The sequence below is a fragment of the Pseudomonas sp. LS44 genome (genome assembly GCF_024730785.1).
Classification (GTDB): domain Bacteria; phylum Pseudomonadota; class Gammaproteobacteria; order Pseudomonadales; family Pseudomonadaceae; genus Aquipseudomonas.
In genome coordinates, this window is record NZ_CP102830.1 from 2,044,971 (window position 1) to 2,063,927 (window position 18,957).

The following is an 18,957-nucleotide window of genomic DNA, read 5'->3' on the forward strand; positions in this document are numbered from 1 at the left end:
CAACCGCCAAATCTTGGCAAACAGTCATAAATTTGGCACATCAGTACCAGTAACTCATTCGAATTCGTCTGCATGTTATTGATGAATCTAGATTTATGAGAAAAGCTTCCAAGGCGCGTCAAAAAACAGGCTAGCCTCCATTTGTCGAAACAAGCATCTGTTTTGAATGGATTACTAATAATTGACGCCAAGGAATAACAATGTTCGACGTGGTCGATCCGGCGCGACGCCTTTTGGTGGTCGAGCCTTGTGCTGATTGCCTGAGATTACTGCCCGAGTTGAAAAGTGCTGGTTGGGAGGTATCCAGTTGTACGCTAGACAATCTCGATCCACCGGCCTGTGACGTTGGCTTATTGCGATTGCAAGCTGCCCAGCTTCCGCGCCCGGAAAGCATCAAGGAGCTGATCTCGAACAGCAATACCGAGTGGATCGCGGTATTGAGTGCAGACGCTTTGCGGCATCAGCACGTGGGCGATTTCATCAGCGAGTGGTTTTTCGATTTCCATACGCTTCCCTTCGATGTCGATCGTGTCCAAGTAACTCTGGGGCGTGCATTCGGCATGGCTCGCTTGCGTGGACGCGGGCGTGAAAGTCGCGATGATCTAGGCAACGAATTGCTCGGCCAGAGTAAGCCGATGCAAGAGCTGCGCAAACTGCTCACGAAGTTGGCCGCAACGGACTCCACCGTCCTGGTACATGGCGAAAGCGGCACCGGTAAGGAACTCGTTGCCAGAACCTTGCATCGCCAGTCGCGGCGTGCCAATGGTCCATTCGTGGCAGTTAATTGCGGGGCAATTCCAGAGCATCTGATTCAGTCGGAATTGTTCGGCCACGAGAAGGGCGCGTTTACCGGCGCTCACCAACGCAAGATCGGCCGTTTCGAGTCCGCCGCCGGTGGCACGTTGTTCCTCGATGAGGTCGCCGACCTGCCTCTGGACCTGCAAGCCAACTTGTTGCGGGTACTGCAAGAAAAGCAAATCGAGCGGGTCGGCGGTACGCAGCCCATTCCGATCAATGTGCGCGTTCTTGCGGCGACTCACGTCAATCTGGAAAAAGCCATCGAGTCGTGCCGCTTTCGTGAGGACCTCTTTTACCGTCTCAATGTGCTGCAAGTAGAGACGCTGCCGTTGCGCAGCAGGCCGGGAGATATTCCGCTGCTGGCCGACTACTTCTCACAGCTTTACAGCCAGGAAATCGGCCGCCGTCCGCGCAAGTTCAGCGAGGGCGCACTAACCGCGATGAAGACTCATCCGTGGCCGGGAAATGTCCGCGAGCTAGCCAATCGCGTTCGTCGCGGATTGGTATTGGCCGAGGGAAGGCAAATCGAGGCGATCAATCTGGGCCTCGATCTTAGCGAAATGCCCTGCGCAGCCCAGCAAACCCTGGAAGCTTACATTTTCCAAGCGGAGCGCCAGGCGTTGTGTGATGTGCTGGCGCGTTTCTCTAACAATCTCAGCCAGGCCGCACGGGTGTTAGGTGTCTCGCGACCGACCTTTTACCGCCTGATGCACAAGCATCAGATTCGCTGAGCGACAGCGCAAAACCCGGCCATCAATGGCCGGGCGATAGTTAGTTCAGAAGTAGTAGGGGAATTTGACGCTGAACGTGAAGTCTGGCGAATCTGGCGTCAGTCCAATGGACAAGTTGGGCACCACGGTCAAATTCTGATTCACCGCGAAGGTTGAGCCGATGTTGAAGTAGGCAGCATTGGCATCGCTGCCCGACACCGTTTCCCACTCCAGACCATCCGACTTTACTTTGCTTTTTTGCGCTATCAGTTGCGAGTACGACATGGAAAGACTCATGCGCTCGTTGAGGGCAAACGCAAGCCCCATGCCGTATTGAAACCAGTTACCTAGTTTGACTTTGCCCGGCTGCTTGACGCCCTGGGTCGGGCTGAGGTCATCGACCGACTCCTCCAGGTTGTAGGTATAGGAAATATTACCGAACAGCACTGCCGGGTCGACTGTCTTGACCAGCGACAGCCCCGGCGTAACGGACCACACGCCGTTGCCGGTGGGCAAGTCTTCGGGGACGTTGAGGTTGTTATTGCCGGGCACAGGTTCCAGTTTGATGCCATAAGGCTCGTCGCCAGTCGGTGCCTTGACCCGAAAGCTGACGACGGCATCGGGTTGGCTTTCGCTCTCATCCATGAACTTGTACGACACGCCGAAATTGACGTCGCCGAGCCGCGGGTCGCCTTTCACGGTTTCATCGCTGATCTGATTGGACGCACCGCCGGCGGCTCCTGCCGATTCGTAGGTGGACTGGCGATAAACGATTGGCGCATTCACATCGAACTGCCAGCGCTGGTGCCAGTTGTAGCGGCTGGTTAAGTCGAGGGTGAAGTAGTCGGAGTTGATCTGGTCGACCCCGAGATTGCCAAGAAAGATGCTGTCCAGAGCCAGGAAGCCATTAAGGAACAGCTGGCGGGTATCGTAGTGGGAGTAGCTGAGCCCGGTTTCCACGCTGAAGGCGCCGCCACCGAAGAAGCCACTTGCTTCGTCATACAGATTCTCGACGCTGCGCGCGGGCGTGTTGTCATCCTGCAAGCTGGTTCCATATCCGGAACCCTGCTGCGCGACCGTCTCGTTGGGCTGTTTGCTGAGCGGGCGAGTGGCCGGGCGTTGCGGTGCCGGCGGTTGCGCTTCGATCTGGCGAAGTCGCTGCTCAAGCACCATTAGCGCTTTCTGCTGGGACTCATATCGATCCTTGAGTTCAATCAGTTGATGTTGCAGGGTGGAGGCTTCTGCCTCCGTAGCTGCCTGCAGCGGCAATGCGACCAAGGCTGCGACGCCTGCCATCACGCAGGCGGTCAAACGCTTGGGCATCATTACGTCCTTGTTGGTCATGGTTGCTCCTCTGCGAGATCAATAGCCCGTGGGCTGCAGGCTTTTAAGTTGTTCCCAAGCGCAATTCAGCCCACTGGCCGATGGCATGTTTTCGCGAAGCATTACGTTCAGTGCGGCGACGTTCTCTACCCGGTTGTTCGAACCGACGATGTCGGTGCGTTGGACCGCCCCTCCCGCGCCCAATTGCTGCAGCGAAGATCCTTGGCCGTTGGCGTTGATGGCCAGCTGTAACCCGCCATTGCCAGAGTTGATGCGGACTACGCCCAGGTCACTGGTTTGGATGGTGTTGGCCAAGCTGTTTTGACCTTCCGCGAGCGGGGCCTGAGTACCGTGCGTGACATCGATGTTGATACCGTTCTGGCTGACGTTGAAGTCACCCGCCGAGCGCGTGCTTTGCACTACGCCCTGGACCTGATTCAGCCCTTCGCCGCCGATCAGTTGTCCGGAGCCCGCCTGCGTCGCTTGACCGCTGCCATTGAACGTCGTGACGTTGAACACCGGTTTGGCGAGGCCCTGCTGGATCTGCATGTTGAGTTGCCCACCGAGAACCTGGCCGTTGGCGTTCTGCCAGCTACTGCTCATGGTTACGCCGAAGCTGACAATGCGGTCGGGAAGGACATAGCGGCCGCGTAATTGAGATAATTCGTGGTCGTTCAGTTCCATTGGTTGAAACAGATTTGCCGCTTGGAGAGGCATGCTTCCGGCGATAAGGCAGCCAGCCAGCCATTGATAAGTCTTCATTTCTTGCTCCCGGGGCAGAGCCCCTCAGAAGAAATCGCTCTGGAGAAAGCCAAACTCCATAAGCTCTGCATCCTTTACTGGGCGGAATCGATCGAGTTGGTGCCGAGCCGTGAGTGGTTCGGGTGGCGCCAACAGGACGTTGGCCCGGTCATATCCCTGACCGATAACGGCAAAGACGATGCCGTTCCAGCCCCTCTCGAAATCCTCCAGGCTGTAGCGTTTATGCCCAAGAACCGGGTCGCCGATGTAGGCCCATTGGCGGGTGGTTCGTTGCAGGACAACGAAGTGTTTGTAGCCGCGAACATCTAGAAGCACGATCGCGGGCACCTTGAGCTGATTGAGCTCCTCGGCGGGGATTCGATAGCCACGGGCCCGTAGCCCGATGCCTTCGACATAGCGCTTCATGTCCAGCATCGAAAAGCCTTGGCTGCGAACCAGCTCATGGTCGGCTTGGCTGAGCATGCCTTGGATAACGGTGTTCTCATCGACATCCAGCCGGTACGCCTGATAGAGGATGGTGGCCAGCGATGCGGCACCGCAGCTGAAGTCAGTCTTCTGTTCGACGAGGTTACTGAAGCGTCTTTCGCGAAAGCTTTCGACGGGTTTGAACGCCAATGCTCCGCCTGGAAGAACTGCCAAGGGCAATTGCGCCGCATTGGCCAGTAGGGGCAGGCAGAGAAGCGTGACGGCAAGCGTGCGCATGGCGCGATCCTTACGCTATGAAAGAAAAGAACTCCGGCCGAAGCCGGAGTCCCATACCACAGCTTTAGAGGCGCAGCCCGCTTTCACTGCCCGGTGAGGTGCCACCGGCAGGGCAGGAGGTGCAACCTGCGGCAATGGCCAGCGAGTTGCTTTGCTGGTTACCGCTACCTGCTGCGATGTTGACCCCGACATTGCCGGACACGCCGTTAAGTGAGTTGGTCAGCGTGGCGGTGTTGGTGACCGGAGCCTGGAAGCCGGCTACTACTGGCAGCTGACCTGTCACGTTGCCGCTGAGGCTGATATCGCCTTGCTCGTTGAAGTGGAACGCGCCACCGTCGTTGTTGCTATCGGTGGCGCCTTGAGCGGCGCTATCGACGTCAACGTGGCCGGTATTGGGGCCGGCTGGGTGGAATTCTCCGTTCCAGGTGTCGAGATAAACATCACCTTCCTGATCGGAACTGCCCGAGTAAGTCCCGCCGACACCGCTCAGGCTGAGGCTCACATTGGCTGCGGCATATTCCAGCGTGGCCTTGTTATTGGTGGTCTCCCCACTGATGTCCTGGGTCGCGCTGCTTGTTGCCGTGGAGAAACGGCCGGCGGAAACAGCTGCCGCGAGGTCGTTTTTCTGTTGGTTGTAAGTACCGGCCGCCACGTTCGCCGCAACGTTACCCGATGCATTGTTCAGCGCATTGGTCAGCGTGGCGGTGCTCGGATTGGCGTAGTTTTTTACAACGTTGCCTTGCAGGGTTTGCCCGACGGTGGTCGACGCGCTGGCAGAACCGAAGACGAACTGGGCATCCGCAGTGGCCAGCGCAGCCGCATTGGCCTGCTGGTTATTGGTACCGGCAACGATGTTGATGCCGATATTGCCCGACGCGGCTTGGCCGATGTTGGTGGCCGATGCATCGTTCACGGTGCCTTCGTTGATGACTTTATTCTCCTGAATGCTCTGCGAGTCATCGACGGTCGCTTCGGCGCCGCTTTGAAAGAACTGCTGGTTGTTCTGGCTTTCGGCCTGCACTGCGGTTGCTGCCATGGCGGTTGCCAGGGCGAATGCCAACGGCGTCATTACCATTCTTGCTTTCATGGTGTTTCTCCTTGCAATGTTGGACTTACTTTTTTCAACGTTTGTCTCAGGGTTAATCCGCAACCCTGATGCTGAGGGTGTTAGCCATGCGGCTGCCGACCCCCGCGCTCTGGTTCAGCTGCACCACACCACGGCTACCGACAAAAGCCTTGTCGTCGGTGACGACACGTCGCTCCCCTGGGGTTGCTACAACTGGACCGGAGTTCGCTGTGATGGCCACGCTCTGCGCCAGGACGCTGTCGTCCAGGCTTAGCGGGGCCGTCTGAATGCTGATCCGCACACTGTTGGCCTGCTGGGTCGCTGCTCCGGCCGATTGATTGACGCCCAGTACGCCGCTACCCGCGGTAAATGCGGCGCCGTCAATGCTCGCCGTGGCATTGAGTGCCGGTTGGATGTCATCGACCTGGAGCGTTTGCCGCTGCTGGGTAGCGGCGGAACCAGCCAGGCCAATCGCCAATGCCCGCGCATTACTTTGCTGCTGATAGTCGCCGGCGGCCTGGTTGATGGAGACGATCCCGCGATAGTTGCTGGCGCTGGAGTCGATCCGGGACTGGTGTTGTGCCGGATCGGCCAGCGCCAGAAGGGGGCAGGCGCAGGCGAGGACAAGGGTTAGCCGCAGCATGGTCATTCGCCTCCACCCAGCATCTGCAACGGAGCCAGGCCGCGCTGCACTGTGCCGTTGATTGTTCCGGCCAGGCCGCTGCCCGCACCGCCGCCACTATGGCCAGGGGCGCTGCCAGAGATGTTCTGGTGAGTCGTCGAACCGCTACCTACCGCCGAGCCGAAGCCAGGCAGATTGCCGCCCGGCATGATGGTCGCCTTGATGCCACTACCACTGGTGATATTGGCGAAGTCCGCGTCGCCCAGCTCTTGGCTAACCGTCCCGCCACCACCCGCGCCGCTGACAGCCTGATTGACCGGTTGCGAGATATTGGCGTTGACGACGGTGGGGCGAGGATCGGGGATGTCGGTAGGGCGCGTGGCTACACGCGGCTGCACAGTGCGTTGCAAGACGATGATGCCGTCTTGGGCATAACTGAACGTGCAGGGAAAAAGAGCAGTGATCGACAGAGTGAGCAGCGAGAGCGCGGCTGTACGAGCGTAATGATCCATGGCAGCAATTCCTTTTCCGTCTAGCGGTACCGGACCGAGCTAGCGCAGGAGTTGTGCCAAAACCTATAAACTACAGATTAATCAGTTGGTTATGGTTTTTGTCTGTAGTGGGGCATGAGGTTGGTTGTATAGCGACTGAGACACCCGGATAGCTGCCGATAGACCTCTATCCCTAGCGGTGCGTGACTTAGAGTGGCTTTGCAGTGGATGTGTCAAAAGTGAAACAGCCAGGCTGAAAGTGCTGGTTTTGACCGTTTTATTGAAGTTTGTGGCGTGTAGGTGTTGCAGTTTCAATACATCCGCGCAGGCATTCATCACGCAGAAATGCCGCTATCACGGCGATAGAGATCGCTCCGGGCGTCTCGCCGCGACTAGCAGGCAAGTTTGTCGGCGTTTCGATACAGCTCCATCAATTTCTTGGTGATGCTGTTTTGGATGTCGTTTCGGTCGAATGCCGAGAGATGATCGAGCTTGTTCAATTGCAGTCGGTGCAAATGGATGTAAGGCATCTGCTGATCGAATTCGCGCAGATCGCCTTTCTGCATAATGGGCAGGAACAAACCACCGGCCTGTTGTTGTTTGCTGATGATTTGCGCCAAGGCCGTTTTGAACGACATGGTTTTCGGCGGCTGACCACCTTCGTCCAAGTGATTGGCGAGCAGCAGGCCGGGTTTTCCCAACAACGACCCGGGAAGCACGAACAGCCCGGTTTTGCGGATGGCATCGGCGTCTATGCCATGCAGCGTGTCGTGGAACGCATAGGCGTTTGGCAGCACCACCATCTTACGACCGAGATCGCTGGGAAAATGCAGGCTGTAGTTGGTGTACAGCTGGCGCACCGATTCGGAGTAAACGCATAAGCGATTCTCGAACAGGCGCATGAAACGCTCGGCCAGCTCACGTCGGGCCATGCTCCCCAAATCCCAGATGAGATCCTGGTTTTGCGGCTGACGCAGGTCGATTTCCTGGTGCTCCATGCTCTTTGTCATCTCGGATGCAGTGTTTGTTATTCGCCTCTGATAGCATTTCGGCGCTCAAGCGGCAACCTGAGTGCTAACCGGGTAGTTGTAGCGCTTGATGTCCATTTGCTGGAACCGACTTTTCGCCGGTGAGTCTCGGGCTCGCCGAGCACCGTCTGGCTTGAATAATTTATCGATTGGCGAGGCTTTACTTCGCTTATAGGGGATTGCATGGATTTTTTGACCGCCGCTCAGGCGCTGATTTTGGGTGTCGTCGAAGGGCTGACGGAATTCCTGCCGATTTCCAGTACTGGGCACCAGATCATCGTAGCCGATCTGATTGGCTTCGATGGCCCGCGGGCGATTGCTTTCAACATCATCATTCAGCTGGCGGCGATTCTGGCTGTGGTCTGGGAGTTCCGACGCAAGATCATCGAGGTGGTCGTCGGGCTACCGACCGAGCGCCAGGCGCAGCGCTTCACCAGCAATTTGCTGATCGCCTTCATTCCAGCGGTAGTCTTGGGTGTTTTGTTCGCCGACTTGATTCACGCGTATCTGTTCAACCCGATCACCGTAGCGGGGGCCCTACTGGTCGGCGGAGTGGTCATGCTGTGGGCCGAGCGCCGTCAACACGTGATCCACGTAGACACGGTCGATGACATGGGCTGGAAAGATGCCTTGAAAATCGGCCTCGCCCAGTGTCTGGCAATGGTTCCTGGAACCTCACGCTCGGGAGCGACCATCATCGGAGGACTGCTATTCGGCTTGTCGCGCAAGGCGGCGACCGAGTTTTCCTTCTTTCTCGCCATGCCGACCATGGTCGGCGCCGCGGTCTATTCGGCCTACAAATACCGCGAACTGTTCCAGCCTGACGATCTTCCGGTATTTGCCGCCGGCTTCGTCACTTCGTTCATCTTCGCGATGATCGCGGTGCGCGGCCTGCTGAAGTTCATTGGCAGCCATAGCTATGCGGCATTCGCCTGGTACCGGATCGGTTTTGGCTTGCTGATCCTGGCAACCTGGCAGATGGGATGGATCGACTGGAGCACAGCGCACAGCTGATGCTCGGAGGGTTCAAGGATGGAAGAGCGTGGCCTGCTGAAAAGTTGGAATGATGACAAGGGATTTGGCTTTATCCAGCCTGAGCGCGGTGGCGAGGATGTCTTCGTGCATATTTCCGCGGTGCGCGGCGATCGCCGGCCTCAGCCAGGGCAAGCGGTGTTGTTCATCAGCGTCCTGGATCAACAGGGACGGATACGCGCCGAGCACATGCGCGGCGAAAGCCTGAGTCTGGATCACCCGGCAATTCGGCGTAAACCGGTACAACCGCAGCTTAAGCAGAGCCCATCGAAGGCGCACGCCACGCTAGCAGCCGCTCCCAGCATTCAGGCTCTGCCGGTGAAACTGTTGCTGTTTGTGGTGCTCTGCAGCCTGCCCGCTGCCGGTGCGATGAAACAGCTGCTGACGACCGGCGTGGTCTGGCCACTGTTGGCGTATCCATTGTTCAGTGTCGTCAGCTTCCTGCAGTACTGGGGTGATAAGCACAAGGCGCAGAAAGGCCGCTGGCGCACCTCAGAAAACAGCCTGCATGTGACCGAATTGCTGGGTGGATGGCCCGGAGCCCTGGTCGCGCAGCAGCTGTTCCGCCACAAGACCCGCAAGCTGTCATTCCAGGTAGTGTTCTGGGCCATCGTGTTGCTGCACCAGGGCTTCTGGGTCGATTGGCTTGTGCTGGACGGTCGCTTCATGGCCGGCAGTTGAATCGGCCTATTTCCCTACTGATCCAGTAATAGCCCTACCTGACGAATTTTCGGCAACTTGCGAACCACTAGTTGATGCGAGCGTATGAGCAAGTCGCGCAGCTCGCCGTCGCCGAGCGGGTAGGGCGCATCCATGCTGATCCAGTACGCGCGCGCCAGATAGGGCGCCGGGTGGATGCCGGGACGGTCGACATAACCTAGGAACAGCTCGGTATCGACCTTGAAGGCCAGACCGGCGCCGAGGAAGTCGAGGATGGCGAACATCTTGTTGCCCGCCACAGAGAACACTCGATTGCTGCCCCACTTGAGGTCCTCGCGAGCCCCCGGCAATTGCAGGCAGAAAGCGGCGATTTGATCGGCGGTCATGGTGGCCTCGCGGCAAATGGGGCTTGTGGCAGGTCCCGTTGAGTAATGCTCCCAGTCAGCGCTTAGTGCGCGCCAACCAGACGCTGAGCAGCAATCCAGCGAACGACAGCAACGCCGAGATCAGAAAGATTGAGGCATAGCCATAGCCTCGGGCAACCACACCCATCAACGGCCCGGCAATCGCCAGCGCCAGGTCGAAGAACACCGCATAGGCACCTAACCCCGCGCTGCGGCTGCTGGCCGGGATGCGGCCGATCACTTCCATACCCAGCGCTGGATACACCAGCGACAGACCAAAGCCCGCCAACGATGCGCCGACCACTGCTACCGACGTGGAGGGCGCTAGCCACAGCAGAACCAGGCCAAGGGTTTCGATGCCCAGGCAGATGATGGCCACGCGAAAGCCGCCCCAACGGTTAATGCTGCCGGTGAACAGCAGGCGCGCGGCAATGAAAAACACGCCGAAGGCGGTCAGGCAATAGGCTGCGCCGTCCCAGCCGAGACTGGCGTAGTACAGGGTGACAAAGGCCGTCAGCGTGCCATAGCCGATCGAGCCAAGTGCTAGGCCGCAGCCGTAGGGAAAAACACGTCCAAGCGCGGCAATGAAGGGCAACCGTTCGCCGGCAATGACCGGCTCCGAACGCTTGGGCCAGACCATCAGCAGGCCGATAACAGCGAGCAGAGCCAGCGATGCGCCAAGGGTCCAGAGTCCCTGGTGGTCGACAAAAATCACCCCGAGTGGCGCGCCGAGGCCGATTGCGCCATAGGCTGCGACGCCATTCAAGGAAATCACCTGCGCTGTGTGCTCAGTGCCCGCTCGGGCAATGCCCCAGCTGAGCGCGCTGACGCCAATGATGCTCAGTGCAGCGCCGAGCGCAATGCGGCCGGTCAGCAGTATCAACAAGCTCGCCAGGGGCTGGCCGTGCAGAAAGGTGGCGAGCAGGGTGAGCAGGCCGCTCACGCCGATGCCAATCAATCCGTAGACAACGCCGCGCTTGCAGCCGTTGGTGTCGGCGATGCGGCCAGCGATTGGGCGGCAGAGCAGTGTGGCGAAATATTGCAAGCCGATAGTCAGACCGGCCAACACGCTGCCATAGCCCAGAGTTTGGTCAACATAGGCAGGCAGCACGGCCAGCGGAATACCCGTGCAGAGGTAGCCCAAGAAGGAAAACATGACGATCCCAATGATCGGCAGGAGGGGCATCTTCGAGCTAGATTGGGCGGAGTCTTGACTGGACATGACAAGGTTCACAGGCGCGGAAACACGCTGCAATGATCGCCGCAGTCGTTATTAAAAGGAAGCTAACTAACTAATGGGCTGCGTAGCATTTTGTAGCGCCAGAAAACACAACGCCCCGACTGAGCGGGGCGTTGTAGGTAACGTCGGCGAACCTAGACGATCACGCCCTGGCTGCGCAGATAGTCGTCATAGGTGCCGCTGAAATCGACGACGCCGTTTTCGCTCAACTCGATGATGCGTGTGGCCAACGAGCCAACGAATTCACGGTCATGGCTGACGAATACCAAGGTGCCCGGATAGTTTTCCAAGGCCAGGTTGAGCGCCTCGATGGATTCCATGTCCAGGTGGTTAGTCGGTTCGTCCATCAGCAGGACGTTGGCCTTTTGCAGGATCAGCTTGCCAAACAGCATGCGACCTTGCTCGCCACCGGAGATGACTTTGACTGACTTGAGGATCTCGTCGTTGGAGAACAGCATGCGCCCGAGGGTGCCGCGGACCAGCTGTTCGCCGCCTTGCGTCCATTGACTCATCCAGTCGAACAGATTGCAGTCGTCTTCAAAGTCGTGGGCATGGTCCTGGGCGTAATAACCGACTTCGGCGCTTTCGGTCCATTTCACTTCGCCGGCATCCGGGGCCAGTTCGCCGACCAGCGTGCGCAGCAAGGTGGTCTTGCCGATACCGTTGGGGCCGATGATGGCGATGCGCTCGCCGGCTTCGACCTGGAAACTGAAGTTCTTGAACAGCTCTTTGCCGTCGAAGCCCTTGGCCAGTTTGTCGATGGTCACGGCCTGGCGGTGCAGCTTCTTGGTTTGCTCGAAGCGGATGAACGGGCTGACGCGGCTGGACGGCTTGACCTCGGCCAGTTGGATCTTGTCGATCTGCTTGGCACGCGAGGTGGCTTGCTTGGCCTTCGAGGCGTTGGCCGAGAAGCGGCTGACGAAGGATTGCAGCTCGGCAATCTGCGCCTTCTTCTTGGCGTTATCAGAGAGCAATTGCTCGCGCGACTGGGTCGCCGCGGTCATGTACTCGTCGTAATTGCCGGGGAACAGACGCAGCTCGCCGTAATCCAGGTCGGCCATGTGCGTGCATACGCTGTTCAGGAAGTGCCGGTCGTGGGAAATGATGATCATGGTGCTGTTACGCGCCGTGAGAATGTTTTCCAGCCAGCGAATGGTGTTGATGTCCAGGTGGTTGGTCGGCTCGTCGAGGAGCAGCACTTCCGGGTTGGAGAACAACGCCTGAGCCAGCAGCACGCGGAGTTTCCAGCCTGGAGCGACTTCGCTCATCGGGCCGAAATGCTGGGCCAGCGGGATACCCAGGCCGAGCAGCAGTTCACCGGCGCGCGATTCGGCGGTGTAGCCATCCATCTCGCCGAACTCGGTTTCCAGCTCGCCCACGGCCATGCCGTCGGCTTCGGTCATTTCCGGCAGCGAGTAAATACGCTCACGCTCAGCCTTGACCTTCCACAGCTCTTCGTGACCCATGATCACGGTATCGATGACGCTGAAGTCTTCGTAGGCAAACTGGTCCTGACGCAACTTACCCAGGCGTACGTTGGGTTCCAGCATCACCTGGCCACCGCTCGATTCGAGATCACCACCGAGAATCTTCATGAATGTCGACTTGCCGCAGCCATTGGCTCCGATCAGACCGTAACGGTTGCCGTTGCCGAACTTGACGGAAACGTTTTCGAACAGGGGCTTAGCCCCGAATTGCATGGTGATGTTTGCGGTGGAGATCAAAGAGCTTACCTATCAATAACTTAGCTGTGGGCTGGAACGCCTGATACCAATTTGATACCAATATTCAGCTTTTCCAGTTCGCTCCAATCGGAGCTCGAGTTGATCCAGCGGGCATACGTAGAAAGCAGCATCTGCACGCTATGGCCGAGCTGCTGGGATATGAATGCGGGGTTCATGCCAGACATTAAACATATTGTCGCATAGGTATGACGGCAGTTGTACGGCGGCCGATAACGGACGCCCAACGCTTTCAGCACTGGCCGCCACTGGTGGTGCAGATCGGACGTCTGCTTCACGTACTCGTTGTTTTTCGACGGCGGAAATATATAGGGCGTTTCGATTACTTTTCCTGTTCCGGACTTGCGGCGTTCTGCATACGCCTTGGCAAATTCCAGGGCATGCATGGCTCGTTCATTCAGCAGCACGAAGCGGTCGCTACCAGTTTTGGTGCGTTCTTCAATGACACCCAGTGCGACCGTTCGACGAACATGCGCTACCCGTTGATTCATGTCCACGGCATCCCAACGAAGGGCTAAAGCCTCTGAAAGACGTAACCCCGTGAAGAAAACGAACTCGTAGAAGGCTGCGTAAATCGAGCTCGGCCAATGCTCGTTCTGGTACAGTCGCTCAATGATGCGATTGGCTTCATCTTGAGTGAATGGGTCGATCTCCTTGCGCGATCGTTTTGGCATTTTCCAATGCGTCTGCCGGGTTTCGCTCAATTACTCCATCCGCAACAGCCGCCTTCAAAATCGTTGAGACTTTGAAAAGTGCGTTTCGCTTTACGCCGGGCGATATCCATTTGGTTCCAGCAACGATGCGACGTAACAGGGTAGTTGTGATGAGGTCCACTCGGATCAGCGCCAAATGCGGCATCCAATACCGGTTAAGGATGCTTTTGTAGTTGAGCCGAGTGCCATCCGTAATTTCCCGACTATCCAGCCACAGCTGCGTGAACTCGCCAAAACACATAACACCGCCCACCGGTACTGCCGAGCTGGGAAACAGCTCTACGTACTTGGCGTCGTCCAGCAGACCCATCTTGGCTAGGCGGACTACTTGATCTCTAAGAATGGATGCAGCTGCGATCCCTTTCTGCGTGACGGGATACGGGAGCGTTTCGTTGCAGCGTCGCCCGTTCCAGATGAAACGGATACGGATTGAGTTACGGAAGACTTCCACTCCGGTGGGCATATCCATTGGCTTTCGAGCCATTCGTCATATCTCCGCTTGCTGTAAATGATCTGGCGGCCCGTTTTGATCCACACCCCTTCCGGGATCTGCTTGCGCGCGCGCCGGGCTTGCAGCGCCCGCTTGGTGGTTCCCAACAGCTCGGCCATCCTCTCTTCCGAGACTTTGTCCATGTCGCCTGAGTCAACGGTGGCTCTCATTGCGTCACCCAGCTCAGAGCTGCTGGATGGGTGCATGAAGCTGCCTTGATCCCCTCGGCTAAAGCATTTTGTTTTTTGTTCATGGGTAGCTCTTCCCTCAACGATGTTTACTGGACTCATCGTGACCGGGATTTCTCGCTGGGAAGGCTGTATTGGTACCCAAAAAAGGGCCGGATCTCGCGCTTCATTAGTGCGGCTCGCATGAGTCGTATGCACTTGGTGCTGCCGAGAAAAAAAGGTGCTTTTGAGCAAAAAGAGCGCGCGCTAATCGGGCAGCAGTCATCTGAGCATGAGAGCTGCTGTATGCAAGTGGGGTTGTTTGGCCGATTACAGGCTTGGGGAGGCCGGCAGAAGTTATTTCGCCGTGGGCAATGGATCTATCGGCCACAGACGTAAGAGGTCGCGTGATGAAGCTGCAATCAGCACGCCTATGAAAAGACCCGCGCGGCGCAGGCATTTTTGCCTGGATGCTGAATGTTGAGCTGCTACCCGAAGTATCCTCTCCGCAAATTACCGCCACCAAAAAGGTTCTCAAAAGGTATGCAAAAGTAACTCTGCGATTCCTTGCTTCAGGCCGGCGCGGCGAACCCTCATCCTCGCGACCTGGCTCAGATCACAAACGGTCGACTAAAGGTCGACTGCTGTATCTGTGAACCACACTGACACCCTTTTTTGAGATGCAACCCCTCAATTGAGCCCACTGCGGGTCGCCCTTTTTCCTTTTTGAATGATCTAACCCACCGCCGGCGTCCAGGCGCATTCCTATGCTGGGATCATCCGCTTGCAAGCGCTTTCAAGCTGTTCTGGCCACCATTCATTGCCGGCATTTACAATAGGCTTGTTTTTACTTATCCCCATAGATTTATAGGTACTTGTGCTTCACGTTTATTTTAAATAATACTTCACACAGAGGTACCTCTATCTATGGGGATAATCTGACATTTGATAGGAATTTCTGGCATGCCGGTTTTCCTTGATCCGTTGCGTCTGACGGATATATAGGGAGTCTCGTGTAATATCCCTATAGATAGGAATGGACATGAATACGAAAATGAACATGACAGAGCTGTACACCGAAAACCACGATCGAATCGAGGCTGAATTCGCAATGTTGTGCACCGAAGCCAAGGCGCGGGTCGACGCCTTCTGGGCGGATGGGCTGGCTCATTGCAAAGCAACAAACTCGATGCTGTATATAGCTCCACGCACGAGGTTTTCTGCGTCAGGTTCCTTCTCGATTCTTTGGTTTCGTTACACGTTCTCGACCGATGACGGGAAGCGGAAGAGACATGAGCTGACGCTCCCAAAGGGGAAGGCTGATCGGCAGGATCGCCGGTACCTGGGGAAAATGGAGGTATGGATTGAGGAGCTCTACAACCGTTACGAAGACTACTTCGAGCAGTATCGAAAGCTGATCAAGCTGAATAGGAAAGAGCGCGTGCTGCTGCGCAAGACGATTCAAGTGGCGCGCAGCTTTGACGCTCTGGGCTGATTCGATGGGGTTGCATATCTCCGGGTGCGGGTAGGGTGAAGTCATCACCCAGCCAAGAGACACGCACCATGACAACTGCCAGAGCTACTTCCTACCGCGACATTTCCCCGGACGAGCTGGACATGTGGGTCGAGATCTACGCCGATGCCCGCATTGGTGAGATCAGCAACAAGCCGTTTAGTGAGTTCATCCGGGATCCGTGGAATGAGCTGGTCGATGCAGGGCAGGAGAGTGCCTTGGACTCCATGGTGCAAGGCTTCCGCCCGCTGCTCCCGGCTCAAGCGGCAACCGCCAAGCGCATTCAAGCCGAGTGGACCCAGCAGGATCGGAGCCAGTCGAACGCTCGCCCAGCCCTGCGCCTAGTCCGCGTTAATTGATCGACAAGAGGGCTGCATGGAGGCGTCCCGGTCTTCTGGGAACCGGAAGACATGGTCAGGGAGCAGGCCACTCGAAAGTCGTGGCGTGAACAGCCCTATTAGTCGCCGGCCGTAGCCTCCCGAAGGGAACGCTGATAACGCGCGGCGCGCGTGCTGAAGGGGTTCGACCTGGCGTACACCCGCTAGATCTGACGAACGAGCGTTGCCGGGCCGCGGTTGAGGCGAAGGTTGAGAGCGCCAGCGCTAGAGCATCAGCGCTTGCGACTGGAGATCCGAAGCTGCGGCTGGCGTTGATTATCTGCCTGGGCGCGTTGGGGTCGTCTGGCGCGATAGCAACAATTCCCTGCAGCTCCAGCTGAGTGCGTCGTACGGTGACCGGGAAGACACCAGCCAGCAGATGTTCGGGCATGACCGCAAAGTCGGCTGCGGTACTCACTCCCATGCTTTTCAGGCGATCGGATAGCGCTGGGCCAATGCCCCAGACTTCTCCGATAGGTGTGATAACCAGCAACGCGTCACGGTCGGACGGGCTCGGTCTTGTAGATGCGTTTGGCTGCGTAGTTAGCGACCTTGGCGAGAGTGAGTGTGGGTCCGATGCCAACCCCGATCGGGATACCGGTCCACTTGGGGACTCGTGAGCGCAGCTCAGCGCCGATGTCGAAGACCTGCTTGTCGGTCATGCCGGCACAGTCGGCGAAGGCCTCGTCGATTGAATACGGGATGATTTTTGGCACCAGCGTTGCAATGGTGCGCATCATGCGCGAGCTCATGTCGCCATAGAGCGGGAAGTTGGCGGAGCACAGCTGCACGTTGCTGCGCCAGAACTGGTCGCGCACCTGGAAGGCTGGGTCGTCCACACTTCCCAGTGGTTCCACTTGCCGATAGACACGTCCTTGCCGGCCAGCTCTGTCAGCCGCTGGGCGGCCTGGTCGAGCGACAGGTTCTGATTTTGGCGCAGCTCCCGCAGGCGGGTCCGATCAGGTGATGAGGGAGAGTGGGGTTGGCGGGTTTCAGTGCTGCCTGGACATGGGGCGCTCCTTGGATTAGCGGAGCAGCACCAGCGGGAGGTAGTCAGCTGGTGCTGAGCGCCCCGAGGTTAAACAGGAACGTGGAAATGCAACCTGGGAGCGCTTGGGCCGGGCGGGCCTGAGGCTCGCCCGGAGACCCTAGATAAACTTGGCGGTCATCTCGCTGATCACGATGTGGACGATGGCGCGGAGCGCCTTCATCTCGCCGGCGAACGTGGCCTGTAGCTCGGGCCGCTCCTGGGCGATGCGCTCATTCTCATGCTGAACTTCGTCCATCAGCTTGCGAGCCTCTTGCCGTACATCCTGCGCCAGCTGGCTCATCAGCTTCAGCGAAGTCGTAGGCTTGATACCCAGCGTATCGCCGGCGGCGAGAAGGATGTCGCGGTTCAGTTGAGCCAGTTTGTCCTCGGTGCCGATGGGCCAGGCTGTGGTGCATTGGTCCGGCCATCCGTTCTTGTCGAACGTCCTTGTTTCCCATACCGCTGTACTCAGCAGATCGTAGAACGGCGCCAGTTGGACTCCCTTCGGGGTTATGAAGAAGCTGACGTTCTTCAGGTGCGCGTCGTCGTTGCCTACCAGCACGTTGAACAGCAGCCACTTGTAGAGCGCAAGCCGGGCCACTGCGGGGATGGTGCATGCGTCAGCTATCTGCTGGAGGCGCTCGACGCTGCCCTGGCTGTACTTGACGGTCCGGTCCAGATCCAGCAGTTGGCAGGCGTCGATGCAGTGCATGCGCGCCCAGCCATCCTCGGTCCTCTTTCGATCAAAGCGTTCAATCAGGAATACAGGCACGGGGATGTACATGCGGTACACCGGCGGTACCGGAAGCTTGACCCGCCGCGCCAAGGTCATGATGAACCATTCGATAATCACCGACTGGCTGTAATGCGGGCTGGGGTGTTCGGGTTTCAGGATGTGGGTCGAGGGCGTGGTGCCGATCGGGTCGAACAGCTCTTTGCCGTCGTAGATCACGCCAACCTTGTGCTGCGCACCGGCCAGCGACATGCGCTTGGGGGCCTGCTCGGCCAACGCTACCTGGGGCATGTTACGGATGCGCGCGGCCAACTCTTCTTCAGAGAGGGGGACCACGCTTCCTCTTTCCGGCTCCTCGCCGGGCGGCAGCAGCGACAGCGCCCCGGCAGATTCCGCGCCGAAGTGCTGCAGCATGCCGAAGGCGTCCTCGACTCCTACATGCGCGGCATCGGCAATCAGCCGGCGCTGATCCTCTTCAGGCAGCAGGTTGTCGAAGTACCACTGCACCAGCCGAACAGTCGCGCCGTCGACGTGCGTCTCTTCCTGCAGCGGTAGGCTGGGACTCAGGGGGTAGGCCTGGTTGTTGGCCAGCCACTCGGGGTAGTAGGTGAAGGTCCACAGCCCATTGCGCTCGGCCAGCACGCCGATCAGGTCGAAGTTGATCCAGACGTTCAGCTGCCGTTCGGTCATGACCGATTACCCCGGTTTGTGGAACCGATGTCGTGCGCCGCCTTGTTGCGCAGGCGGATGAAGTTCTCCCAAGCGGCACTTGCGGCTGCGTCGGGAACCTCGACAGACATCTTTAGGCCCAGTTGCTCCATCACCTGGAAGAGTTTTCCCCACTGGACGGTTTCACCGCCGCGCTCGACCTTGCCGAGGAAGTTCTCGCTGACGCCGATGATTCCGGCGGCATCGTCCTGGCGCAGGTCCAGTGCCTTGCGGGCGGCGCGAATGACTTGGCCGAGAGTCTCGGGCGAGTCGATCGGGAAGTTCATTGTGGAAATCCTCACGGTTGTAAGGATTTACTCGGAAATTGTAGAAATCCGGGAAAATCCTCAAGAGCGTGCGGTTTTTGTAAAAAAGTGGACTTAGAAAAATAAAAATCCGCACGATTGTGTGGATTTTAAGTCAGAAAAAGAAATCTGCAAGAAAATCCACACGAACGTGAGGATTGAAAAAGAGCGGGCCTAGGTCTGGTCTTCGGGCGCCCGGTAGCTGGGGCTCAGCTTGCGCCCTCATCGATGGCCCGCCAGTGCTTGGTTTCGGGGGCGCGCTCGACAAGGTCGTGCGGGTACAGCTCCAGGCGATCAGGTTGACTCACCTCTCGGCTGCGGCGCTGGTAGTCCGATGACCT

At 58.0% G+C, this 18,957-nt stretch carries 18 protein-coding genes and 1 pseudogene; 5 read left to right on the forward strand and 14 right to left on the reverse strand.

Annotated features, from left to right (window positions below; genetic code table 11):
- Positions 1–200 precede the first annotated feature (200 nt).
- Positions 201–1,529: a sigma-54 dependent transcriptional regulator gene (locus tag NVV93_RS09155; protein ID WP_258254124.1), complete on the forward strand. Its 1,329-nt coding sequence runs from the start codon at positions 201–203 to the stop codon at positions 1,527–1,529.
- 45 nt (positions 1,530–1,574) lie between these two features.
- Here the strand turns inward: NVV93_RS09155 and NVV93_RS09160 are convergent, their stop codons facing one another.
- The 7 genes from NVV93_RS09160 to NVV93_RS09190 form a co-directional block, all read right to left on the reverse strand.
- The gene (locus tag NVV93_RS09160) at positions 1,575–2,804 is read right to left on the reverse strand and encodes a transporter (RefSeq protein WP_258254323.1); all 1,230 of its coding nucleotides are present in this window, start codon (positions 2,802–2,804) and stop codon (positions 1,575–1,577) included.
- A 66-nt stretch (positions 2,805–2,870) separates the two neighbouring features.
- Entirely contained in the window at positions 2,871–3,593 is a 723-nt protein-coding gene (locus tag NVV93_RS09165) for a hypothetical protein (protein WP_258254125.1), read from the reverse strand.
- A gap of 24 nt (positions 3,594–3,617) precedes the next feature.
- Entirely contained in the window at positions 3,618–4,295 is a 678-nt protein-coding gene (locus tag NVV93_RS09170) for a C39 family peptidase (RefSeq protein WP_258254126.1), read from the reverse strand.
- Between the two features lie 64 nt (positions 4,296–4,359).
- Positions 4,360–5,382 carry a hypothetical protein gene (locus tag NVV93_RS09175; protein ID WP_258254127.1) on the reverse strand — a complete coding sequence of 341 codons (1,023 nt, stop codon included), beginning with the start codon at positions 5,380–5,382 and terminating at the stop codon, positions 4,360–4,362.
- 52 nt (positions 5,383–5,434) lie between these two features.
- Entirely contained in the window at positions 5,435–6,004 is a 570-nt protein-coding gene (locus NVV93_RS09180) for an adhesin (protein WP_258254128.1), read from the reverse strand.
- A 2-nt stretch (positions 6,005–6,006) separates the two neighbouring features.
- Positions 6,007–6,495 (reverse strand): hypothetical protein, encoded by a 489-nt coding sequence (locus NVV93_RS09185; protein ID WP_258254129.1) that lies wholly within the window; start codon positions 6,493–6,495, stop codon positions 6,007–6,009.
- Between the two features lie 371 nt (positions 6,496–6,866).
- Positions 6,867–7,376 (reverse strand): hypothetical protein, encoded by a 510-nt coding sequence (locus NVV93_RS09190; RefSeq protein WP_258254130.1) that lies wholly within the window; start codon positions 7,374–7,376, stop codon positions 6,867–6,869.
- Between the two features lie 309 nt (positions 7,377–7,685).
- Here NVV93_RS09190 and NVV93_RS09195 point away from each other — a divergent pair, with 309 nt between their 5' ends.
- Together NVV93_RS09195 and NVV93_RS09200 are read left to right on the forward strand one after the other, a co-directional pair.
- The gene (locus NVV93_RS09195) at positions 7,686–8,516 is read left to right on the forward strand and encodes an undecaprenyl-diphosphate phosphatase (protein WP_258254131.1); all 831 of its coding nucleotides are present in this window, start codon (positions 7,686–7,688) and stop codon (positions 8,514–8,516) included.
- Between the two features lie 18 nt (positions 8,517–8,534).
- Positions 8,535–9,215 carry a DUF1294 domain-containing protein gene (locus NVV93_RS09200; protein ID WP_258254132.1) on the forward strand — a complete coding sequence of 227 codons (681 nt, stop codon included), beginning with the start codon at positions 8,535–8,537 and terminating at the stop codon, positions 9,213–9,215.
- Positions 9,216–9,229: 14 nt separating this feature from the next.
- On the opposite strand, the gene NVV93_RS09205 is transcribed toward NVV93_RS09200, so the two are convergent.
- From NVV93_RS09205 to NVV93_RS09220, 4 genes and pseudogenes are all read right to left on the reverse strand, one after another.
- Positions 9,230–9,580 (reverse strand): MmcQ/YjbR family DNA-binding protein, encoded by a 351-nt coding sequence (locus NVV93_RS09205; protein WP_258254133.1) that lies wholly within the window; start codon positions 9,578–9,580, stop codon positions 9,230–9,232.
- 55 nt (positions 9,581–9,635) lie between these two features.
- Positions 9,636–10,820: an MFS transporter gene (locus tag NVV93_RS09210; protein ID WP_258254134.1), complete on the reverse strand. Its 1,185-nt coding sequence runs from the start codon at positions 10,818–10,820 to the stop codon at positions 9,636–9,638.
- Between the two features lie 152 nt (positions 10,821–10,972).
- On the reverse strand, positions 10,973–12,562 hold the full coding sequence (locus NVV93_RS09215; protein ID WP_258254135.1) for an ABC-F family ATPase: 1,590 nt from the start codon (positions 12,560–12,562) through the stop codon (positions 10,973–10,975).
- Positions 12,563–12,582: 20 nt separating this feature from the next.
- Positions 12,583–13,777: pseudogene (locus NVV93_RS09220) on the reverse strand (tyrosine-type recombinase/integrase).
- A 1,215-nt stretch (positions 13,778–14,992) separates the two neighbouring features.
- Here NVV93_RS09220 and mobI point away from each other — a divergent pair.
- Both mobI and NVV93_RS09230 read left to right on the forward strand, forming a co-directional pair.
- Positions 14,993–15,445: a conjugative transfer protein MobI(A/C) gene (mobI, locus tag NVV93_RS09225; RefSeq protein ID WP_258254136.1), complete on the forward strand. Its 453-nt coding sequence runs from the start codon at positions 14,993–14,995 to the stop codon at positions 15,443–15,445.
- A 68-nt stretch (positions 15,446–15,513) separates the two neighbouring features.
- Positions 15,514–15,822, forward strand: a complete 309-nt coding sequence (locus NVV93_RS09230; protein ID WP_258254137.1) for a hypothetical protein — start codon at positions 15,514–15,516, stop codon at positions 15,820–15,822.
- Between the two features lie 515 nt (positions 15,823–16,337).
- Here NVV93_RS09230 and NVV93_RS09235 read toward each other — a convergent pair.
- The 3 genes from NVV93_RS09235 to NVV93_RS09245 form a co-directional block, all read right to left on the reverse strand.
- Complete coding sequence (locus NVV93_RS09235) at positions 16,338–16,679, reverse strand: hypothetical protein (protein WP_258254138.1); 342 nt, start codon at positions 16,677–16,679, stop codon at positions 16,338–16,340.
- 309 nt (positions 16,680–16,988) lie between these two features.
- Entirely contained in the window at positions 16,989–18,293 is a 1,305-nt protein-coding gene (locus NVV93_RS09240) for a HipA domain-containing protein (RefSeq protein ID WP_258254139.1), read from the reverse strand.
- Positions 18,290–18,598, reverse strand: a complete 309-nt coding sequence (locus tag NVV93_RS09245; protein WP_258254140.1) for a helix-turn-helix domain-containing protein — start codon at positions 18,596–18,598, stop codon at positions 18,290–18,292. The genes NVV93_RS09240 and NVV93_RS09245 overlap by 4 nt, the downstream gene beginning before the upstream one ends.
- Between the last annotated feature and the right edge of the window lie 359 nt (positions 18,599–18,957).

What these genes read in the sequence shown, in the direction of transcription:
- NVV93_RS09180 (WP_258254128.1), bottom strand. Translation starts at nt 6,004, where the DNA reads ATGCTGCGGCTAACCCTTGTCCTCGCCTGCGCCTGCCCCCTTCTGGCG.
- NVV93_RS09155 (WP_258254124.1), top strand. Translation starts at nt 201, where the DNA reads ATGTTCGACGTGGTCGATCCGGCGCGACGCCTTTTGGTGGTCGAGCCT.
- NVV93_RS09185 (WP_258254129.1), bottom strand. Translation starts at nt 6,495, where the DNA reads ATGGATCATTACGCTCGTACAGCCGCGCTCTCGCTGCTCACTCTGTCG.
- NVV93_RS09165 (WP_258254125.1), bottom strand. Translation starts at nt 3,593, where the DNA reads ATGAAGACTTATCAATGGCTGGCTGGCTGCCTTATCGCCGGAAGCATG.
- NVV93_RS09175 (WP_258254127.1), bottom strand. Translation starts at nt 5,382, where the DNA reads ATGAAAGCAAGAATGGTAATGACGCCGTTGGCATTCGCCCTGGCAACC.
- NVV93_RS09190 (WP_258254130.1), bottom strand. Translation starts at nt 7,376, where the DNA reads ATGCGCCTGTTCGAGAATCGCTTATGCGTTTACTCCGAATCGGTGCGC.
- NVV93_RS09200 (WP_258254132.1), top strand. Translation starts at nt 8,535, where the DNA reads ATGGAAGAGCGTGGCCTGCTGAAAAGTTGGAATGATGACAAGGGATTT.
- NVV93_RS09210 (WP_258254134.1), bottom strand. Translation starts at nt 10,820, where the DNA reads ATGTCCAGTCAAGACTCCGCCCAATCTAGCTCGAAGATGCCCCTCCTG.
- NVV93_RS09195 (WP_258254131.1), top strand. Translation starts at nt 7,686, where the DNA reads ATGGATTTTTTGACCGCCGCTCAGGCGCTGATTTTGGGTGTCGTCGAA.
- NVV93_RS09170 (WP_258254126.1), bottom strand. Translation starts at nt 4,295, where the DNA reads ATGCGCACGCTTGCCGTCACGCTTCTCTGCCTGCCCCTACTGGCCAAT.
- NVV93_RS09160 (WP_258254323.1), bottom strand. Translation starts at nt 2,804, where the DNA reads ATGGCAGGCGTCGCAGCCTTGGTCGCATTGCCGCTGCAGGCAGCTACG.
- NVV93_RS09245 (WP_258254140.1), bottom strand. Translation starts at nt 18,598, where the DNA reads ATGAACTTCCCGATCGACTCGCCCGAGACTCTCGGCCAAGTCATTCGC.
- NVV93_RS09230 (WP_258254137.1), top strand. Translation starts at nt 15,514, where the DNA reads ATGACAACTGCCAGAGCTACTTCCTACCGCGACATTTCCCCGGACGAG.
- NVV93_RS09240 (WP_258254139.1), bottom strand. Translation starts at nt 18,293, where the DNA reads ATGACCGAACGGCAGCTGAACGTCTGGATCAACTTCGACCTGATCGGC.
- NVV93_RS09205 (WP_258254133.1), bottom strand. Translation starts at nt 9,580, where the DNA reads ATGACCGCCGATCAAATCGCCGCTTTCTGCCTGCAATTGCCGGGGGCT.
- mobI (WP_258254136.1), top strand. Translation starts at nt 14,993, where the DNA reads ATGAATACGAAAATGAACATGACAGAGCTGTACACCGAAAACCACGAT.